The organism is Achromobacter colocynthidis (assembly GCF_057334535.1).
On record NZ_JBHFIZ010000007.1, the window covers coordinates 14,429 to 31,520 of the forward strand.

At 65.7% G+C, this 17,092-nt stretch carries 18 protein-coding genes; 7 read left to right on the plus strand and 11 right to left on the minus strand.

The window, feature by feature from the left end; all coding sequences use genetic code 11:
* Nucleotides 1–52: 52 nt before the first annotated feature.
* The 4 genes from ACE04A_RS04325 to ACE04A_RS04340 all read right to left on the minus strand — a co-directional run bounded on the left by ACE04A_RS04325 (nucleotide 53) and on the right by ACE04A_RS04340 (nucleotide 4,986).
* The gene (locus ACE04A_RS04325; RefSeq protein WP_485819886.1) at nucleotides 53–2,773 is read right to left on the minus strand and encodes an ATP-binding cassette domain-containing protein; all 2,721 of its coding nucleotides are present in this window, start codon (nucleotides 2,771–2,773) and stop codon (nucleotides 53–55) included.
* Between the two features lie 79 nt (nucleotides 2,774–2,852).
* On the minus strand, nucleotides 2,853–3,323 hold the full coding sequence (locus ACE04A_RS04330; protein ID WP_448717580.1) for a hypothetical protein: 471 nt from the start codon (nucleotides 3,321–3,323) through the stop codon (nucleotides 2,853–2,855).
* Nucleotides 3,320–4,243, minus strand: a complete 924-nt coding sequence (locus ACE04A_RS04335; protein WP_448717582.1) for a glycosyltransferase family 2 protein — start codon at nucleotides 4,241–4,243, stop codon at nucleotides 3,320–3,322. Before ACE04A_RS04335 ends, ACE04A_RS04330 begins: the two co-directional genes overlap by 4 nt.
* On the minus strand, nucleotides 4,240–4,986 hold the full coding sequence (locus tag ACE04A_RS04340) for a PIG-L deacetylase family protein (RefSeq protein ID WP_448717583.1): 747 nt from the start codon (nucleotides 4,984–4,986) through the stop codon (nucleotides 4,240–4,242). Before ACE04A_RS04340 ends, ACE04A_RS04335 begins: the two co-directional genes overlap by 4 nt.
* A 131-nt stretch (nucleotides 4,987–5,117) precedes the next feature.
* Between ACE04A_RS04340 and ACE04A_RS04345 the strand changes: the two genes are divergently transcribed.
* Nucleotides 5,118–9,245, plus strand: coding sequence for a CheR family methyltransferase (locus tag ACE04A_RS04345; RefSeq protein ID WP_485819887.1), 4,128 nt, complete (start codon nucleotides 5,118–5,120; stop codon nucleotides 9,243–9,245).
* Nucleotides 9,246–9,272: 27 nt separating this feature from the next.
* Here ACE04A_RS04345 and ACE04A_RS04350 read toward each other — a convergent pair whose 3' ends face one another.
* Both ACE04A_RS04350 and ACE04A_RS04355 read right to left on the minus strand, forming a co-directional pair.
* Nucleotides 9,273–9,464: a hypothetical protein gene (locus ACE04A_RS04350; RefSeq protein WP_100856926.1), complete on the minus strand. Its 192-nt coding sequence runs from the start codon at nucleotides 9,462–9,464 to the stop codon at nucleotides 9,273–9,275.
* Nucleotides 9,465–9,492: 28 nt separating this feature from the next.
* Nucleotides 9,493–9,663 (minus strand): hypothetical protein, encoded by a 171-nt coding sequence (locus tag ACE04A_RS04355; RefSeq protein WP_448717588.1) that lies wholly within the window; start codon nucleotides 9,661–9,663, stop codon nucleotides 9,493–9,495.
* Between the two features lie 177 nt (nucleotides 9,664–9,840).
* Here ACE04A_RS04355 and ACE04A_RS04360 point away from each other — a divergent pair, with 177 nt between their 5' ends.
* Nucleotides 9,841–10,074 carry a CrpP-related protein gene (locus tag ACE04A_RS04360; protein WP_100856927.1) on the plus strand — a complete coding sequence of 78 codons (234 nt, stop codon included), beginning with the start codon at nucleotides 9,841–9,843 and terminating at the stop codon, nucleotides 10,072–10,074.
* A 137-nt stretch (nucleotides 10,075–10,211) separates the two neighbouring features.
* Complete coding sequence (gene nadE, locus ACE04A_RS04365) at nucleotides 10,212–11,072, plus strand: NAD(+) synthase (RefSeq protein ID WP_279997462.1); 861 nt, start codon at nucleotides 10,212–10,214, stop codon at nucleotides 11,070–11,072.
* Between the two features lie 74 nt (nucleotides 11,073–11,146).
* On the opposite strand, the gene galU is transcribed toward nadE, so the two are convergent.
* Both galU and ACE04A_RS04375 read right to left on the minus strand, forming a co-directional pair.
* Nucleotides 11,147–11,980, minus strand: a complete 834-nt coding sequence (gene galU / locus ACE04A_RS04370; protein WP_100856929.1) for a UTP--glucose-1-phosphate uridylyltransferase GalU — start codon at nucleotides 11,978–11,980, stop codon at nucleotides 11,147–11,149.
* 101 nt (nucleotides 11,981–12,081) lie between these two features.
* Nucleotides 12,082–12,972: a manganese catalase family protein gene (locus ACE04A_RS04375; protein WP_448717589.1), complete on the minus strand. Its 891-nt coding sequence runs from the start codon at nucleotides 12,970–12,972 to the stop codon at nucleotides 12,082–12,084.
* A gap of 168 nt (nucleotides 12,973–13,140) precedes the next feature.
* Between ACE04A_RS04375 and ACE04A_RS04380 the strand changes: the two genes are divergently transcribed.
* The 4 genes from ACE04A_RS04380 (at nucleotide 13,141) to ACE04A_RS04395 (ending at nucleotide 15,081) form a co-directional block, all read left to right on the plus strand.
* Nucleotides 13,141–13,416: a hypothetical protein gene (locus ACE04A_RS04380; RefSeq protein WP_279997460.1), complete on the plus strand. Its 276-nt coding sequence runs from the start codon at nucleotides 13,141–13,143 to the stop codon at nucleotides 13,414–13,416.
* Nucleotides 13,413–13,898, plus strand: coding sequence for a hypothetical protein (locus ACE04A_RS04385; protein ID WP_279997459.1), 486 nt, complete (start codon nucleotides 13,413–13,415; stop codon nucleotides 13,896–13,898). Before ACE04A_RS04380 ends, ACE04A_RS04385 begins: the two co-directional genes overlap by 4 nt.
* Complete coding sequence (locus ACE04A_RS04390; protein ID WP_448717590.1) at nucleotides 13,898–14,824, plus strand: DUF2243 domain-containing protein; 927 nt, start codon at nucleotides 13,898–13,900, stop codon at nucleotides 14,822–14,824. The genes ACE04A_RS04385 and ACE04A_RS04390 overlap by 1 nt, the downstream gene beginning before the upstream one ends.
* 86 nt (nucleotides 14,825–14,910) lie before the next feature.
* A complete protein-coding gene (locus tag ACE04A_RS04395; RefSeq protein ID WP_157814483.1) occupies nucleotides 14,911–15,081 on the plus strand; it encodes a hypothetical protein in 171 nt (56 codons plus the stop codon).
* Between the two features lie 105 nt (nucleotides 15,082–15,186).
* Here ACE04A_RS04395 and ACE04A_RS04400 read toward each other — a convergent pair whose 3' ends face one another.
* The 3 genes from ACE04A_RS04400 to ACE04A_RS04410 all read right to left on the minus strand — a co-directional run bounded on the left by ACE04A_RS04400 (nucleotide 15,187) and on the right by ACE04A_RS04410 (nucleotide 17,045).
* Complete coding sequence (locus ACE04A_RS04400; RefSeq protein ID WP_279997457.1) at nucleotides 15,187–15,519, minus strand: four-helix bundle copper-binding protein; 333 nt, start codon at nucleotides 15,517–15,519, stop codon at nucleotides 15,187–15,189.
* A gap of 75 nt (nucleotides 15,520–15,594) precedes the next feature.
* Entirely contained in the window at nucleotides 15,595–16,608 is a 1,014-nt protein-coding gene (locus ACE04A_RS04405; protein ID WP_485819888.1) for a chemotaxis protein CheB, read from the minus strand.
* Between the two features lie 53 nt (nucleotides 16,609–16,661).
* The gene (locus ACE04A_RS04410; protein WP_448717593.1) at nucleotides 16,662–17,045 is read right to left on the minus strand and encodes a hypothetical protein; all 384 of its coding nucleotides are present in this window, start codon (nucleotides 17,043–17,045) and stop codon (nucleotides 16,662–16,664) included.
* Between the last annotated feature and the right edge of the window lie 47 nt (nucleotides 17,046–17,092).

A 17,092-nucleotide genomic window follows, 5' to 3' on the forward strand; every position in this document is an offset into this window, starting at 1 on the left:
GTGGGTGACACGGCACTTCTTACATCAGCGGTAAGAAGTGCCATATGCCTGCTTATGCGTCGACGTTTTTCGCGGGTGCTGGGGGCAGCATCGCGCCCACGGTTGCCAACAGTTCGTTCGGATCCACGGGCTTGGCAAGATGCACCTGGAAGCCTGCCAGCAAGCTGCGCAAGCGGTATTCGGGGCTGACATGGCCGGACAGCGCAATGGCCGGCAGGCGATGCGCCAGCGACGCGCCGCGCTGCGCTTCCATGGCGCGGATGCGTCCCACGACTTCATAGCCGTCCATGTCACCCAGCGCCAGGTCGCAGATCAGCACGCGCGGCCAGCGTTCGGGGGGCAGCTCTGCAAAGGCCTTCAAGGCCTCTTGCCCCGTGGCGCATTGCGATACGGTGGCGCCGTTGTCCTTCAGGATCTCCGCCACCATATCTCCGGCTTCGGGCTGGTCGTCCACCACCATCACGGACGCGCCGCGCAGGTCGGGCAGCCCCACGTCGGCGCGCAGCGGCGTGGCTTCCACCGCGCGCACTGGGAAGTCGGCGCAATAGGGCAGGCCCCCCGACTCGGCCGTGGCGCTGTGGAACTGGCCGCCCTGGCGCTGCACCTGCGCCGCGAACTGCGCGGGGTCCAGGGCGGCGGCGGCACGCAGTGGCTCGGGTATGTTCAGCAAACTGTCAGCAGCCGGCGCGTCATCCGCATCCGCACTCGTGGCGACGGATGTCCTGCCGTCGGTCACCGCCAGGCGCGTCATGGGACCTTCTCGCTGCAAGCGGATCTCGATGCGTCCGCCGTGCGGCGTGACCGCGATGGCGTGCAGACACAGGTCCCACACCAACTGCTGCAACGAGCTAGGGTCGCCGGTAATGCGCGCGGCCTCGTTGCCGATGGTGGTGTACAGGTTCACGCCCTTGTCTTGCGCCAGCTCGCGCGCCGCGTCCAGCACGCCGGCCACCACCGCCACCAGGTTGACCGGTTGCCGCGTTTCGCGCCCCATCGCCTCTTCCAGCGCGGACTGCTGGCGCTGCAACGCCCACATCTGCGCGTACATGCCCTGGCGTTTGAGCAGGTCGTCATGGCGGCCCTGTTCGATGACGCGCCCGCGGTCCAGCACCAGGATGTTGTGGGCGTGCACGATGGTGGACAGCCGATGCGCAATGATCAAGGTGCTGCGCCCGCGTGAAATGCGCTCAAGCTCGGCCTGGATGGCGCGCTCGGTGCGCGTGTCCAGCGCCGAGGTGGCTTCGTCGAACACCACAATCGACGGGTTCTTCAAGATGGTCCGCGCGATGGCGATACGCTGGCGCTCGCCCCCCGACAGCATTACCCCGCGCTCGCCCACCGCCGTCTCATAGCCGTCGGGCAAGCTTTCGATGAATTCATGGACCCGCGCCCCGCGCGCAGCCTGCACCACCTGCTCGCGCGTGGCATCCGGCCGGCTGTAGGCAATGTTGTAGGCAATGGTTTCGTTGAACAGCATGGTGTCTTGCGGCACGATGCCCAGCGCCTTGCGCACGCTGCGCACATTGACCGTGCGCAGGTCCTGTCCGTTGATCAGGATGCGGCCGGCGTCGGGGTCATAGAAGCGGAACAGCAGCCGCGCCAGCGTCGACTTGCCCGAGCCGCTGCCGCCCACCACGGCCAGCGTGGTGCCCGCGGGCACCGTGAAATCGATATCCCACAAGATCTGCCGGCCGGCGTCGTAGCCGAAGCTGACGCCTTCGAAACGGATTTCCCCCGCCCCGGCATCCAGGGCGGGCAAGTCGGGATCGTCGCCGGTTTCGGGCGGATGCCGCAGCAGGTCGCACACGCGCTCGGCGTTGACGAAGGCTTCCTTTGCCTGCCTGAATATCAGCCCCAGCGTGTTCAGCGGCAGGCATATCTGGATGATGTAGGCATTGACCAGCACCAGGTCGCCAACCGTCATCTGCGCGCTGACCACCTGTTGCCCCGCCAGCAGCATCACCGCCGCCACGCCACACGCAATGATGCCGCTTTGCCCCACGTGCAGCCGCGACAACGAGCGTTGGTTGCGGATGCCGACCTCGGTCCAATCGCCCAGGACGCGGCCCAGCCGCGACGACTCCATAGCCTCGTTCGCATTCAGCTTCACCGCTTCGTAGTTCAAGAGGCTGTCGACCATCTGGCCGCTGGCGCGCGAGTCCAGCTCGTTCAGGCGCCGTTGATACTTCATGCGCTTACGCACCAGCACCGTGGTGTACGAGAAATACGCAACAAAGGTCAGCGTGACGATCAGCGCGAACCACGCGCTGTAACCCATCACCAGGATCAGCACCACGGACACGATCTCCACCAAGGTGGGCAGCAGCGTGAACAAGCCCGTTCCCAGCAAGAAGCCCAAGCCGGCCGTGCCGCGCTCCACGTCACGCGCCAGGCCGCCGGTGTTGCGGGCGCCATGAAAGCGCGCGCCCAACTGCTGTAGTTGCGCAAACACCCTGACGGTGAACTCCGCCACCGTGCGTTGCGCCACCTTGACGAAGACCACGTCGCGCAACTCGGTAAAGACGCTGCCGCCAAACCGGATCAACGCATAGCCCAGCAGCAGGAAAACGGGCAGCAGCAGCGTGCCCGGCGCGCTCAGCGTATCGACGATGGTCTTCAGAATGACGGGCACCAGCACCATCAGCAGCTTGGCCACTATCAGCAGCGCCACGGCGGCCGCTGTGCGTCGCCGATACTTCCACAGCGCGCGCAAAATGGTCCGGTTGACTTCCTTGCGGGCGAAGTCGTTGGCGGTGGCGTCCGGTTCTTTCATGGGAAGGCCCTCAAGACGATGAGGGTCCGGCCAGCAAATGCCGTTCCGCCACAGAACGACATTTGCGCGCTCTGCCTGCCTAGGCCGGCGCGGATTGTGCCTGCACGCAAGCCTTGAACAAGTGCGCGATGGCGCCCGCGAACGCTTCGTCAAACCAGGGGTTGGCGCCGCTGACGGCGACCACGATGCCGTCCACCACCGCACTGCCCCACACCGTCACGTCGTCGGCCCGCAGCAGATGCGGGGACAAGGCCAGCACCGAGTGGCTGGCCCGCCCGGTGCGCCAGCTTAGTTGCGCCTTGGCACGCGCGTAGGCGCCATAGTCGGCATCCCACTTGGCCGTGTCGCCGAAGCTCTCCTCGTACAGCACCGCGGCGTCGAAATCGCACTCGGTGGGCCGCGCCAAAGGGTGCATGACCACGACGTGCAGAAAACCGCTTTCGCCTACGTGTTGATTCGCGCGCGCGGCCTCCAGCATCGGCGCCGCCAGGCGCACGGCCTGCGCCGCCGCCTCGCGCGCCTGATAGGGAGTGGGGGGAATGGATGTCATGCTTGTCCTCCTGTTGGGCGTCCGGCTTGGACGCGATGGGATGTTTGCCTGCCGGCAGCCTCGGCCTGCCAGACGGTGTTGAGCTTCGCGCAAGTGGCCGGATCCAGCTTGCGACGATGCTGGCGGATCAAGTCCCATCCGCCCATTGCATCCCGGCAGGCGCGAAAGCGCGCGCCCCATCCCGACATGTCACGCAACACCGCGATGCTGCGACGCGCGGCCATGCCGAGCGGCAGGCGCAGCCAGGCGGTCCATAGGGCGTTGCGCGCCAGCATGCGTCGGCGCAACGGCGCATCGCGCGCCTGGGATGGCCAGTGGCGCGTCTCGAGCTCCGGGGCGTAAACGATCCGCCCGCCATCGGCCATGATGTCCAGCCCTAGCAAGGTCTCTTCGCCACCAATGAAAAATGGCTCCCAATAGCCGCCCGCGTCCATGAAAGCCCGTGTGCGCATAACGTTCGCGCCCGCCATGAATCCGATCAATTCTCGCCCCACGCCACCCACGGACGGCAAGGGGCTGTGCGCCATCCGCGCGCACGCGGGGTCCGGGCGCGCATCGGGGCCCACCACGATGCGCGCGTTCAGCACCGCGATGTCCGCATTGGCATCCAAGAGGGCGGCGGCGCGGTCCAAGGCGCCGGGCGCCCAGCAGGTATCGTCGTCGCAGAAGGCAACGTAGGGCGTCATCACCTGCGCCACGCCCAGGTTGCGCCCGGCCGCGCCCAGGTTCTTGCTGGCGCGCACCGCGATGACGTCGGGAAACGCTTGCCGCAAGTGTTCCGCCGTGCCGTCCGTGCTGCCGTTGTCCACCACGATGACGGGATACCCGTGACACTGCGTGTGCAGCCTTTCCAGCGTGCCGCGTAGTTCGGGCCAGCGGTTGTAGGTCAACACCACGATGGATACGCGCTTGCCGCTCATGGGCAATCTCCTTTGCTGGACAGCCGCCAGTAGCGTTCGGGCCGGGACAGGTCTTCGGGCAAGCCGTTGAAGCCCTTGAGCTGCGAGGCGTAGGCGGCGATGGCATCCGCCTTGTCGGCCGGGTCGCTGGATAAGCCCGCGGGCGTCAGCACCAGCCCGCGCGCATGCAGTTGCACCAGGCGTTGTTGCACCGCGCCGGGCTGCGCGCGATACGGCGCGTCCTCGTACAGGAACCAGCGCACGCCCGGCCAGGTCTCCCATATCAGCAGGGCAGCATCACTGACGCGAATGTGGTCGCCATGAAATAGCCCCAGGGGAATCGCAACCGAGCCGGGGGCCAGATCGTGCAAGGTGGCCAGCAGGGTTTCGGTCAGCCGGGGCATGGCGGCATCGGGACACGCCAGGTACTGGCAGTCCACCAGGTCCAGCGACCGGCCTTGGCAGCCAATGGCCGCAAGCGCGCGGCGGTTCTCCTGGGTGCGCTCGCGCAGGGCGGCGGCGGCATCGGCAAAGCCGCAGGCGCGATCCCATTTCGTCAGGGTGCCGGGGTCGTCGGGCATGCCCGTGTAGACGGTCACAACGGTGCTTCCGGCGCAGCGCGACAGCAGGCTACCGCAACTGAACACCGCATCGTCCAGGTGCGGCGATATGACAATCAGCGGCAGATGTGGACTTAAGGCACAGGATGCGGAACAAGACGTGGCAAAGGATGCGGCGCTTGCGGATTCAAGAGCGTCTGGCATGGGGATTGTGGAATTCAAGCTGGACAGGCACGCGATGCAGCAAGTCACATACCCGCGACGCGCCCCCCTCCCGGCACGCTTTTTCCGGTTGTATCATCCTAGGCAACAGCCTATCGCGCATTCAAAATCCCATGTCCAACACTCCCTTCGTGCCCGACAACAAACCGGGCGTCGCCATCAGTGATTTGCACTTTCCCGTTGTGGGGCTGGGTGCCTCGGCGGGAGGCATCGAAGCGTTGCGGGATTTCTTTTCCCATACCTCCAGCAACCCGATGATGGCGTTCGTGGTCATCGTGCATTTATCGCCCGACCACGAAAGCGTGCTGGACAGGATCCTGCAAGCCGCGACCGGCATGCCGGTGGTGCAGGTAACGCACCCGCAGCGCATCCAGTGCAACCACGTTTATGTCATTCCGCCCGCCTCGGTGCTGGCCATGAATGACGGCTATTTAAGCGTCAAGCCGACGCAACCGTCGCAGGGCAGTCGTGTTGCCATCGACGAGTTCTTCCGCACGCTGGCCGATGTACACACCACGCGGGCGGTCGGCATCGTGCTGACGGGCGGCGGGTCGGACGGGTCGCTGGGGCTGGCGCGCATCAAGGAGCAAGGCGGCGTCACGTTCGCCCAGCAGCCCGAAGACGCCGAGCACGACGCCATGCCGCGCAGCGCCATCGCCACGGGCATGGTCGACATCATCCTGCCGATAGCGGCCATGCCCGAGCGGCTCAAGCAGATTGCCGACAATATGTCGGCGATGCACGTGCCGCGCCTGGCGAAGGACAACGCGGAAGCGGCGGGTGCATCCACCCAGGGCGCGGACCCCGACAAAGAAGACCGCATCGCGCTACGCGACATCCTCACCGTGCTGCGCGCCCGCACGGCGCATGACTTTCGCCACTACAAGACCGCGACGGTCTTGCGGCGCATCGAACGCCGCATGCAGGTGACGGGCGTGTCTACCCTGAGGGCGTATTGGCAGCTGCTGCAAGACCGGGCGGAGGAAACTCCCCTGCTGCTGTCCGACATGCTGATCGGCGTGACGCAGTTCTTTCGCGACAAGGACGCCTTCTCGTCGCTGGAGAATTTTGCCCTGGGCAAGCTGTTCGAGCGGCATCAGAAGAACCCCGGCAGCCCCCTGCGCGCCTGGGTGGCGGGCTGCTCCACGGGCGAAGAGGCTTATTCGCTGGCCGTGCTGCTGAGCGCTCGCGCCGACGCGCTGAAGGTGAACCAGAAGATCCAGGTGTTCGCCACGGATATCGACGAAGCGGCGCTGGCCGTGGGCCGCGCCGGCAGCTACCCCACGGCGATCGAAACCGATGTGCCGAAGCCCCTGCTGGAAGGCTATTTCTCGCGGCAAGACAACGAATACCGCATCAAGAAGGAAGTGCGCGAGCGCGTGCTGTTCGCCGTCCACAACATCTTGCGCGACCCGCCCTTTTCGAAGCTGGACCTGGTCAGTTGCCGCAACCTGTTGATCTACCTGGATCGTGACGTACAGCAAGACGTGCTGAAGATGTTCCACTTTGCCCTCAAGCCGGGCGGCTACCTGTTCCTGGGCAGTTCGGAATCGGCCGATGCCTGCCCGCGCCTGTTCCAGGTGGTGGACAAGCGCAATCGCATCTATGTGGCCAAGGAAACGCCCACCCAGCTTCGCAATGTGCCCGCGTTGCCGGCCGCCCATGCCTTTGAACGTCCCAGCGCCGCCCCGGCCGCTATGGCGCGCAACCGCCACAACAAGATTTCGTACGCCGAGGTCCATCAGCGCGCGCTGGAAATGTACGCGCCGCCCAGCGTCATCGTGGACGCGGAAAGCGACATCGTGCACATGTCCGAACGCGCGGGCCGGTTCCTGCGCCACGCGGGCGGCGAACCCTCGCGCAACCTGCCGTCGCTGGTCCACCCCGAGCTGCGCATGGAATTGCGCACCGCGATGTTCCAGGCGCTGCATACTCGCAAGAGCGTCGAGGCGCGCCGCGTGAAGATGAAGATCGGCGAGCGCCAGACCTACGTCAACATGGTGGTGCGGCCGTTCCGCCACGAGGAAACGTCCAACGACTACATGTTGGTGCTGTTCGACGAAGTGGAAGACGTGATGAGCCCCGAAGGCGTGGCGCCCACCGTGGGCGCCTCGGCTGTAATGACGCAATTGGAAGCCGAGCTGCAAGGCACGAAGGACCAGTTGCAAACGACCATCGAGCAGTCGCAAACGTCCACCGAAGAACTGAAGGCGTCCAACGAAGAGTTGCAGGCCATCAATGAAGAGCTGCGCTCGGCCACGGAAGAGCTGGAAACGGGCAAGGAAGAATTGCAGTCGGTGAATGAAGAACTGATCACCGTGAATGCCGAGCTCAAGGCCAAGGTGGACGAAACGGCCAAGATCAATGACGACCTGCAAAACCTGATTGCGTCCACCGACATCGCCACGCTGTTTGTCGACCGCAAGATGCACATCCAATGGTTCACGCCGCGCGCGGCCGACGTGTTCAACGTCATTACCAGCGACGCGGGCCGGTCCTTGCTGGACATCACGCACCGACTTGACTACCCCGACATGGCGCGCGACGCGGCCGGCGTGTTTGAATCGCTGCGCGCCGTGGAGCGCGAGGTACGCAGCGATGCCGACCGCTGGTACCTGGCGCGGCTTCTGCCCTACCGTAGCGCCGAGCACCGCATCGAAGGCGCGGTGCTGACCTTCATCGACATCACCGACCGGCGCAAGGCGGAAGACCGTGTCCGCCTGGGCGAAGCGCACCTGAAGCTGATGACCGAAAGCGCGCGCGACTTCGGCATCCTGACGCTGGACCACGATGGCGTGATCACCAACTGGAACATCGGCGCCGAGACCATGTTTGGCTATTCCCGCGCCGAAGCGGTCGGCAAGTCGTTTTCCATCATCTTCACCGACGCCGACATCCAGGCAGGCCGGCCGCAGCTGGAACTGGAACGCGCCAGGCAGATCGGCTATGCCCCCGACGAGCGCTGGCATCGGCGCAAGGACGGCGGCCTGATCTTCTGCACGGGCGGCGTCAACCGCATGGACGACCCGACCATACGCGGGTTCGCGAAGATCGTGCGCGACGTCACCGACCTGAAGCTGCGCGACGCGGAACAAGAGTCACGCCTGGACCGCGCCCGCGCCGACAACGTGCTGAAAGACGAGTTCTTCGCCATGGTGTCGCACGAACTGAAGCACCCGCTCAACCTGATCCAACTGAACGCCGAACTGCTGGCGCGCACCCCGGCCGTGCGCAATTCGCCCGCCGCCGCGCGCTCGGCCGCCCTGATCCAACGATCCGTCAAAGGCCAGGCACGCATCATCGACGACCTGTTGGATCTGTCGCGCGTGCGTACCGGGAAACTGGCGTTGAACCAGTCGATTTTTGACGTCACCGCCATCACCACCAATATTCTTGACGTGCTGCGCCCCGTGGCCAGCGCGGCCGGCCTGACGCTGCACAGCGAGTTTGACGCCAACCAGGCCATCCACCTGAACGCCGACCCGCTGCGGGTTGAACAGATCATCTGGAACCTGTTGAACAACGGCATCAAGTTCACGCCGCCCGGCGGCTCGGTCACGCTGAAGCTGGCGGTGGAAGACTCGCGCATGCGGCTGGATGTGATCGACACCGGCCATGGCATCGACCCCTCGTTCCTGGGCAAGGTGTTCGATATGTTCAGCCAGGCGGACGTGCGCCAGCGCAACCTGGCCAGCCCTGGCCTGGGCATCGGCCTGGCGGTTGCAAGCGAACTGGTCAAGGCCCACGGCGGCACCATCCAAGCCCATTCCGATGGCCAGGGCCACGGCGCGCGCTTCACCGTGCGCATGGCCTTGGCGCACGCGCAGCAGGAGGAACAGCAGTTGCCGCTGCCGGGCGACAGCCCGTTGAAGGGCATGAAGGTGCTGATCGTCGATGACTCGGAAGACATTCTTCACATCATGCGCGAGCTGCTCGACATGGAAGAGGCCTGCGTCACCGCGGTGGGCAGCGGGCGGGAAGCGCTGGATGCGCTTGATAATTCCGCGTTCGATCTGCTGCTGTCCGATATCGGCATGCCCGGCATGGATGGCTATGCGCTGATTCGCGCCGTGCGCGAAAAGTATCCCGACCTGGCCATGCCCGCCATCGCGCTGACCGGCTTCGGGTCGAAGGACGACATGAACCAGGCGCTACAGGCCGGCTACACCGCGCACATCAGCAAGCCGGTGTCGCTGGACAACCTGCTGGACATCGTGCGGCGGCTGCGCGAACAGGCTTGAGGGTCAGAAAAGGCCGGCCCACTGCCCTCAGCCCGCCTGACGGTGGCCGGCCAGCACCTGGAAGGCCCGCGCCACATCGTCCGGTATTTCGCGTGACAACAGCTCTTGTTGCCAGTCGGCCTTGGGTGGCCAAGCCACGCCCAGCAACGCCAACTGCTTCTGGTTATAGCCGCCGCCCGCGGTCTGCCATCGCTGCAACCATTCGTTGGTGACTCGCATACGGCTCACCCTCAGAAAGAATGGGCCGCTATCGCAGCCAGATGGCTACCACCCACACGACGAACAAAATGGCCACCAGCACTGCGATAAACGTGGCGAACTGGCGCCACGGGCCGCGCCCGGTGGTGGACTTGCGCGCGGCGTGGGCCTGGGCCTGTGCGTCGTCCGAGGCTGGCCGCGAGGGGGTAGACGATTTCATATCAGCTCCGATCCGCCCGATGGCGGGGATGCCTGGCGCAGGGTGTTCAGCACGTGCCGTGCCCAGACTCTGCCCCAGGGGGTTCCGCCACGCTAGCTCCCGTAGTATTGACACACTATTGCACGCAGCAGGCACCGAGTTCATACTTTTTGCTCATACCAATCGGGGGAGTCCGAGATGAATAATGACATCCAGGATCAAGGTGCACAGGCCGCCCGGAACGGATGGAGCCTGTTCGATTGCCCCTACCTGCGGGCCCATCAGATGCCAGGCCATACCGGCGAACCCATCGCGCAATGGCGCGCCAAGGTGGCGGCTTGGGAAGCCGGATGGAAAGCCGAAGTGGAAAGTTGGCTGGGTCGCTCGAACCCTCCCTCCATGCAGCGTGACGACAGCCAGGTCGTCCACTGACGCTTCCGCATCAAACGCCGCGACTTTCGCGGCGTCAATCAGGTCGCCCTTGATCAGGCCCGGAAATTGCTACGCACGCCTCTAAGTGCGTGGCGACTGTTTTCGCTGCATTCGGAACAGTGGAGGGAGATCTGATCATGGCTCGGAATACCAACACACAAGATCGGCAAGCTGCCATTGCGTGTGATCTAGGCGTTCAACAAGATTTTGACTCGGCGCTCGAAGTTGAATGCCGGGTGAAATTTCTGGAAGACTATTTATCGGGGACGGGAAAGTCAGGCTATGTGCTGGGCATCAGCGGCGGTGTGGATTCAACGGTGGCGGGAAGAATGGCGCAGCTTGCCACTGAGCGGCTGCGCCTGAAAGGGCACCGCGCTTTTTTCGTGGCGGTGCGCCTGCCCTACGGGCAGCAGCATGACGAAGAAGACGCCGCCCGCGCGCTGGAATTCATCCGCGCCGACCACGTGATGGAAGTGGATATCAAGCCCGCAGTGGACGCTCAGCGCGATGCGCTGGCCGCGGCGGGCCTGATCTTCAGCGACAAGGCAGCGGAAGACTTCGTGGCCGGCAACATCAAGGCACGCCAGCGCATGGTGACGCAATACGCGATTGCGGGTGCGATGGACTGCCTGGTCATCGGCACGGATCAGGCGGCGGAAGCCTTGATGGGATTTTTTACCAAGCATGGTGACGGCGCGGCCGACCTGCTGCCGCTACGCGGCTTGACCAAGCGCCGGGTGCGCGCCCTTGGCGTCGTGCTGGGCGTACCGGCCAAGCTGATCACCAAGGCGCCCACCGCCGACCTGGAATCGCTACGCCCCGGCCTGCCTGACGAGGTGGCGTTGGGAGTCAGCTATGACGAGATTGACGACTTTCTGGAAGGCCGTCCGGTGCGCGAAGACGCGATGCAAACCGTGCTGGACCAATATCACGCCACCGCGCACAAACGCGAGCCGCCCGCGGCCCCGAACGGCTCGAACGGCTGCGGCGGCGACTAGCGCCTGAAGCAATCGGACCCGTCGTCGGACGGGTCCCGTCGGATCCCGGCGAACGCGCGCCGTCGGACCCAGGGCTACTTCATCCCGTGATACTTGCGCCCGATCTCCATCGTGGCGCGGTAAAAGCCTTCCTTGCTGCCGCAGTCATAGCGCACGCCGTCGTACTCGTAGCCGAATACCTTCCTGCCGTCCAACAGCGCGGCGATTGCGTCGGTCAACTGGATTTCGCCACCCACGCCGGGCTGCGTGGCCTGTAGCGCGTTGAAAATCTCGGGCTCAAGAATGTAGCGCCCGACGACGGCCAGGTCGCTGGGCGCGTCGGCCGGATCCGGCTTTTCAACCATGCCGGACACCCGCAGCACCCCTTGCGAAACGTGCTTGCCCGACACAATGCCGTACTGATTGGTCTGGCTGCGCGGCACTTGCTGCACGGCCAGCACGCTGCCTTCGAACTCACGCGCCACCTTCATCATTTCGCCGATCACAGGCGTGTCCGCGTCGATCATGTCGTCGGCCAACAGCACGGCAAAGGGTTCATCGCCAACGAGTGCCGCGGCGCACAGCACCGCATGTCCCAAGCCCAGCGCGGCAGGCTGGCGGGTGTACACGCATTGCACCGAGTCGGGGATGACGTTGCGCACGCTGTCCAGCAGCGCCCCCTTGTTCTTCAATTCCAGGTCGCGCTCCAGCTCCGGAACGCGATCGAAATGGTCTTCGATGGCGCGCTTGTTGCGCCCGGTGACGAAGATCAGTTCCGTAATGCCGGCCGCCACGGCTTCCTCAACGGCATATTGAATCAAGGGCCGGTCCACGATCGGGAGCATCTCTTTCGGCATGGCCTTCGTGGCCGGGAGGAAACGGGTGCCCAGGCCGGCAACGGGAAATACCGCTTTGCGTATGGGAAGCATGGTTTGGCTCTTATGGATGAAGACAACCCGGGACGGATGTCGTGCTTGCGCAGGAGCAAGCCCCGTGCCCGACCCCGAGCTGCCGTGCCGCCGCCCAGCACCTAGGCGGGACCGTCGGTCGGGGACCGCCCTTGGCCCAATTCCGCACCCGTGGCGGGGTCGACGGATGGGTCCGAGGCGGTACGCGACGCCATGGCCTGTAGCGCCAGGGTCTCCTGCTCGGTCAGGCCCACGCTTGCCATGCCGTCGCCGTCGATGGCGCACTGATCTTCGCGGGCGGTTACGTAGGTGAAGTTTTCGTCGCTGTTCCACGATCCGCGCATGTCGCCCTCGCCTTGAGACATATTGAAGTAGACGTTGGCAAATCGCGGATCGCCCGGCAGCTTTCCAGGCGGGAAGTTAGGCTCCATGGAATACAGCGCTTTTTCGAAGGACCGCTGATGGGCCACTTCGCGCGTCATCAAGAAACCCAGTGCTTCTTTGACCCCCGGGTCGTCAGTGGCGTTGATCAAGCGTTCATAGATGATCTTGGCCCGCGCCTCGGCGGCGATATTCGAGCGCAGGTCGGCGGAAGGGTCGCCAATGGTGTCGATGTAGCCCGCGTTCCAAAGCTGCCCTCCTGAATTGGTTAGCGCGGGTCCACCGCCATACAGCACCTGCGTCACGTGCGAATCGTTGCCCGGCCCGTTCAGCCGGCGGTAGATCTCGGCTTCGGACTCCGTGGCTTCGGCCAGCGCACCCTTGGCCCCCTTGTTCAGCATGGCGACCAGCGTGCCGATCACTTCCAGATGGCTCAGCTCTTCGGTTGCGATATCCAGCAGCATGTCTTTGCGGCCGGGGTCGTCTTCGGCCACGGCCTGAGTGAAGTATCTACATGCGGCGGCCAATTCTCCTTGTGGACCGCCAAACTGCTCTAGCAGAAGGTTGGCCAGGCCGGGGTTGGTCTGGGCGACGCGAACGGTGTATTGCAGTCGTTTGTTGTGAGCAAACATGGTCATCTCCGGTAATGCCGGCCCAGTAGTGGCCCGGCTGGCACGGCCTACGCAACCGCCATGCCACGGCGCCGATGCGGGAACCATGCGGCCGCCGCGTGGGAACGTGAGTTGCTCGGTTTGGAAGCCCGGCGCATCTGTGCCGCCCACCACGCCAGGAGTCTCCTCATGCCGCAATCTCCCACCCATGATTTGCGCAAGTCCATCCCCGGCCAACCCGATGTCAACGCGGGCGCACTCCGGCCGGCTTCCAAGCCCCAGCCGTCATCCAAGGCCCAAGACGGCCGGGCGCTGCCTGATGTTGACCACCCGCCTCCGGCGCACAGCCACGGCACGGGCTTTGATCGCGCCGTGGCGCAAGAAGAGGCCGAGGCCCGCGACGGCACGCTGCCCGGTTCCAACGACACGCGGCCGGCGCCCTCGACCAAGGAATCCAAACCATGATCATCGAAGCATTTGAGCGCCCGGACGGCATGTGGAGCTTTCGCCGGATTGCGATGCTGGGCGTGCAGCAGGATGACCGCGCGTATCCCTCATGCGAGGCGGCGGTCAAGGCGGCCAACGCGGAATATCCGAACGAGGCGGTCTCGATCATTGCGTTTCAATCTCAGGAGCAGGACATGAAGCCAGATCAAGCAGCGAAGCCAGAGGGCAAGGACCCCACCGCCACCAATCCCGCGACGGCGGGAAGCGGCGCGGTGGAACCTTCCACCGAAGACCAGGTGGATATCGCCAACCAGGTACAGGACGGCATCAAGCAGGCCGACACGCGCGAGGGCAAGAGTTCTTCAACGCCCACGCGCGTGGGCGGGGCTAAGCCGTTGGACGGCAACCCCAACCCGGAACGCGACACCGAAGGCGGCGTCTTCACACCCGCCGACGACACCCCGGCGGTGTTGCGCAAACGCGCCGGCCCGAGATCGTAATGACCGCCGCGTCCGCGAGCGCGACCGCCGTCTTGCCCCGCCGCCGTCCGTGGGCGGGCTTGCTGCTGGGTTTTGGCATGGGCGGCTTCTTTGACGGCATTTTGCTGCATCAGATTCTGCAATGGCATCACCTGCTTTCCGGTTTCGGTGCGGGCGGAGGGTCGTCCGCGCTTGCCGACCTGCGCGTGCAGGTTGTGGCCGACGGCGTGTTTCATGCGCTGATGTACGCGGTGGCGGCAGCAGGCCTGTGGAGCCTGTACCGGTCGCGCGGCGCGTCGGCGCCGCCGCGCAGGGCGCTGCTGGCGAGTTTTCTGGTGGGATTCGGCGCGTGGCATGTCATTGACGCCGTGCTTTCGCACTGGCTGATCGGCCTGCACCGGCTGCGCATGGACGTGCCGGACCCCTTGCCGTGGGAGTTGGGCTGGCTGGGTGTGTTCGGCGTGCTGCCGCTGGCGGCCGGCCTGTTGCTGGGTCGGCGAGATCCGCCGGGCGCGGGGGGCGCGGGGCATGGCCCGGGCGGTGGCTCGGATAGCGGCCCGGGTGGTGGATCGGGCGGGCCTTCCGGCCTCGGTGCGCAGAAGCCCGCCGGCCGGCTTGCCGCCGTGCTCGCCGTGATCATCACGACAGCGGCGGCGCTGAACATCTACCCGCTGTCGGCACCGGCGCAGGACACGTCCGTGGTGGTACTGCGCCCTGGCGCCAGCGCCGCCCATCTGCTGGCGGCGTTGGACGGAACGCCAGCCCGGATCATGTGGAGCGACGCATCAGGCGGCGTCTGGGTGCTGGCGGACGCGCCAGGCGCCACGCTGTTGTCGCTGTTCAACGCCGGCGCGCTGTATGTCAGCGGCGCCGGCACGCCGGCGGGATGCTCGGCATGGGTGGCCACACCAGGCTCGCCGCGCGCTCAGGAACGGCGTTTGCTGTAAGAAGCCGCGGCTTGCGCCGCCACAGGCATCACCCGCACGGCGTGGGCGGGTTCCGTCAACACACGTCTTCGGATACAGGATCAGCCATGGCCTCCCTTACCACCCCTCCCGCTTCCCAAGCTGCGCGGCTGCCGTTGACGCCCGGCGCGACAATCTCATCCCGGCTATCGCTGGGCCTGCTGTTGGCTGCCCTCTTCTGGGCGGTGGCCGGCGGCCTGCTGCTCACCTTGTGGTTAGCGTCGCAGTTGCTGGCATAGCCCGCCCACGGCAAGCAGCGAACAGAAACGCCCGGGGAGCCCCGGGCGCATACACGCAGACGGCGAAAAGGGCTGCAACGGGGCTGCAACGGGGCTGCAACTCACCTACGCAGCCATCTTGCGGCAGCTCTCCGCGCAGCGCCGGCATGTCGCGGCGCAATCTTCCATGCCGTCCATGCCTTCGCAACTGTCCGCGCAGGCCGCGCATAGCTCCGCGCACGCGCCGCAGACGCGGGTGTGCTGCGGTACGCCGATCATCATCGTGTGCGCCGCCGTTCGGCAGATTTCGGCGCAGGCCATCATCAGCTTGAAATGCTCTGGGGCAACGTGCTCACCCCCCGCCTCCAGGCAGTGGTTCGCTGCCGTCTGCAGGCAACGGCGATAGCAGGCCAGGCAGCTATCAATGCAGGTTTCCATGTCTTGGTTGACGGCGGTCATGGTCGATCTCCTTGTAAGCGTGTCCCGGAATGGGCCGGCAAGGCCCGCAATCCGCATGCCCGCCGCCGCAGCCGGCTACACCGTATCGGTGTCCGCCAAGGGGCTGTCCGTCAAGACGGCCAGGCCACGCAGTTGCTGATAGGCCGCCTCCCACTGGCCCACGGCCGCGCGCCGCCGCCCGGTTTCCTCTGGTGACGCGCCACCGGTCGCGGTTTCCTCGCCCGCCAGGATGATGCGTTCGCGCAGCAGGCGCGCGGCGGACCACAAGGCGTCGTCGACGGCTTCCGCGTGCGCGGCGTGCAAGGATTGGGACGAAAACGCGTGTCCGGTATGGCAGCGGTAGCGCACCGGCAAGCCCGAATCCACCCGCCACACTGCGCCTCCGCATTCGGGGCAGGTCAGCCCTGCCTGGCGCCCGATGCGTTCCAGCACGGAGGCGGACGACTGCCCGGTTTCCGTCATGCGGGATTCTGCGCGCAAGACCTCCGGCGGACCGGACTGCGTGGCGGAACGCGGGCCGACCGTGGTCTTCACCGCCGCCGCCATTGCTTCGCCAATCTGCTGCAAGGGCAACACCTGCGCCGACGGTACCGCCGCGATCGCGTTGGCGGGCATGTCCTCGGCGACGCTGTCAGCCGGGTCTTGCACGATGGCGACCCCGCCGCACGCCTTCACGGATTTCAGTCCGGCCGCGCCGTCATCCAGTCGGCCGGTCAGCACAATACCCACCACGCGCGGCCCGTAATGCACGGCGGCCGACCGAAACAGCGGATCCGCCGCCGGCCGGGTAAAGTTCTCCTTCGGCCCGCGCGTCAACACCGTGCTGTCATGCTGCAGGATCAGGTGCCTGTCGGGCGGCGCCACGTAGACGACACCCTGAGCAAAGGGTTCACCGTCATTCGCATGCTGCACCCGCCAACGGGTACGGCGTTGCAACAGGGTCGGCAACACGCTGCGGTAGCCGTCCACATGCATGGCCACGAATATGGACGCCGGCAAGGACGGATCCAGATCGCCCAGCATCACCTCCAGCGCGGCCAAGCCGCCCGTGGATACCGCCACGACCACCACGTCTCGGTTCTGCATCATGTGCCCCTGAATGTGACCCGGAATGTGCTCTACGGATGTGCCTGCATGCGCCGCTACCGCCCAAAATTATTGGTCTTGTGCCCACCCGAGCCGGCTCTGCCGCCGGGAATTTCGCCGTCTGGCGCGGGGTTGGCCGACGAGCCCTTGACGGTGCCCTGGCCCTGCACCGGTTGCGACGGCTTTTCCCCTTGGGGCGCTTGCGGCACGGTGGGAGGTGGCCTTGAGGGATCACCTCGGGATGGCGCGGGCGTCCCGCTGTCCGGCGCCGGTCCCTTGGGTGTGGGTGTGCCGGAAGGCGGCGGGCCGCCCTGACCGGCCGGTCCGGCGGGGCCACCGGCCGATTGCGCGAACCCGACGCTGCTCCACGCCAGCCCAGCAGCCAAGGCCACGGCCAACAGCGGCGCCGCGCAAGACAAACCATGGCGAGGGTGTCTCATGTTTATCTCCTGACCAAAAGGTTGTGTTCCGCGGGGGGGGGGGGGGG

Coding starts and splice junctions, on each gene's coding strand:
- ACE04A_RS04385 (WP_279997459.1), top strand. CDS start 13,413: ATGATCATCGAAGCATTTGAGCGCCCGGACGGCATGTGGAGCTTTCGC.
- ACE04A_RS04395 (WP_157814483.1), top strand. CDS start 14,911: ATGGCCTCCCTTACCACCCCTCCCGCTTCCCAAGCTGCGCGGCTGCCG.
- nadE (WP_279997462.1), top strand. CDS start 10,212: ATGGCTCGGAATACCAACACACAAGATCGGCAAGCTGCCATTGCGTGT.
- ACE04A_RS04340 (WP_448717583.1), bottom strand. CDS start 4,986: ATGCCAGACGCTCTTGAATCCGCAAGCGCCGCATCCTTTGCCACGTCT.
- ACE04A_RS04355 (WP_448717588.1), bottom strand. CDS start 9,663: ATGAAATCGTCTACCCCCTCGCGGCCAGCCTCGGACGACGCACAGGCC.
- ACE04A_RS04345 (WP_485819887.1), top strand. CDS start 5,118: ATGTCCAACACTCCCTTCGTGCCCGACAACAAACCGGGCGTCGCCATC.
- ACE04A_RS04375 (WP_448717589.1), bottom strand. CDS start 12,972: ATGTTTGCTCACAACAAACGACTGCAATACACCGTTCGCGTCGCCCAG.
- ACE04A_RS04400 (WP_279997457.1), bottom strand. CDS start 15,519: ATGACCGCCGTCAACCAAGACATGGAAACCTGCATTGATAGCTGCCTG.
- ACE04A_RS04335 (WP_448717582.1), bottom strand. CDS start 4,243: ATGAGCGGCAAGCGCGTATCCATCGTGGTGTTGACCTACAACCGCTGG.
- ACE04A_RS04390 (WP_448717590.1), top strand. CDS start 13,898: ATGACCGCCGCGTCCGCGAGCGCGACCGCCGTCTTGCCCCGCCGCCGT.
- ACE04A_RS04330 (WP_448717580.1), bottom strand. CDS start 3,323: ATGACATCCATTCCCCCCACTCCCTATCAGGCGCGCGAGGCGGCGGCG.
- ACE04A_RS04350 (WP_100856926.1), bottom strand. CDS start 9,464: ATGCGAGTCACCAACGAATGGTTGCAGCGATGGCAGACCGCGGGCGGC.
- ACE04A_RS04325 (WP_485819886.1), bottom strand. CDS start 2,773: ATGAAAGAACCGGACGCCACCGCCAACGACTTCGCCCGCAAGGAAGTC.
- ACE04A_RS04410 (WP_448717593.1), bottom strand. CDS start 17,045: ATGAGACACCCTCGCCATGGTTTGTCTTGCGCGGCGCCGCTGTTGGCC.
- ACE04A_RS04380 (WP_279997460.1), top strand. CDS start 13,141: ATGCCGCAATCTCCCACCCATGATTTGCGCAAGTCCATCCCCGGCCAA.
- galU (WP_100856929.1), bottom strand. CDS start 11,980: ATGCTTCCCATACGCAAAGCGGTATTTCCCGTTGCCGGCCTGGGCACC.
- ACE04A_RS04360 (WP_100856927.1), top strand. CDS start 9,841: ATGAATAATGACATCCAGGATCAAGGTGCACAGGCCGCCCGGAACGGA.
- ACE04A_RS04405 (WP_485819888.1), bottom strand. CDS start 16,608: ATGATGCAGAACCGAGACGTGGTGGTCGTGGCGGTATCCACGGGCGGC.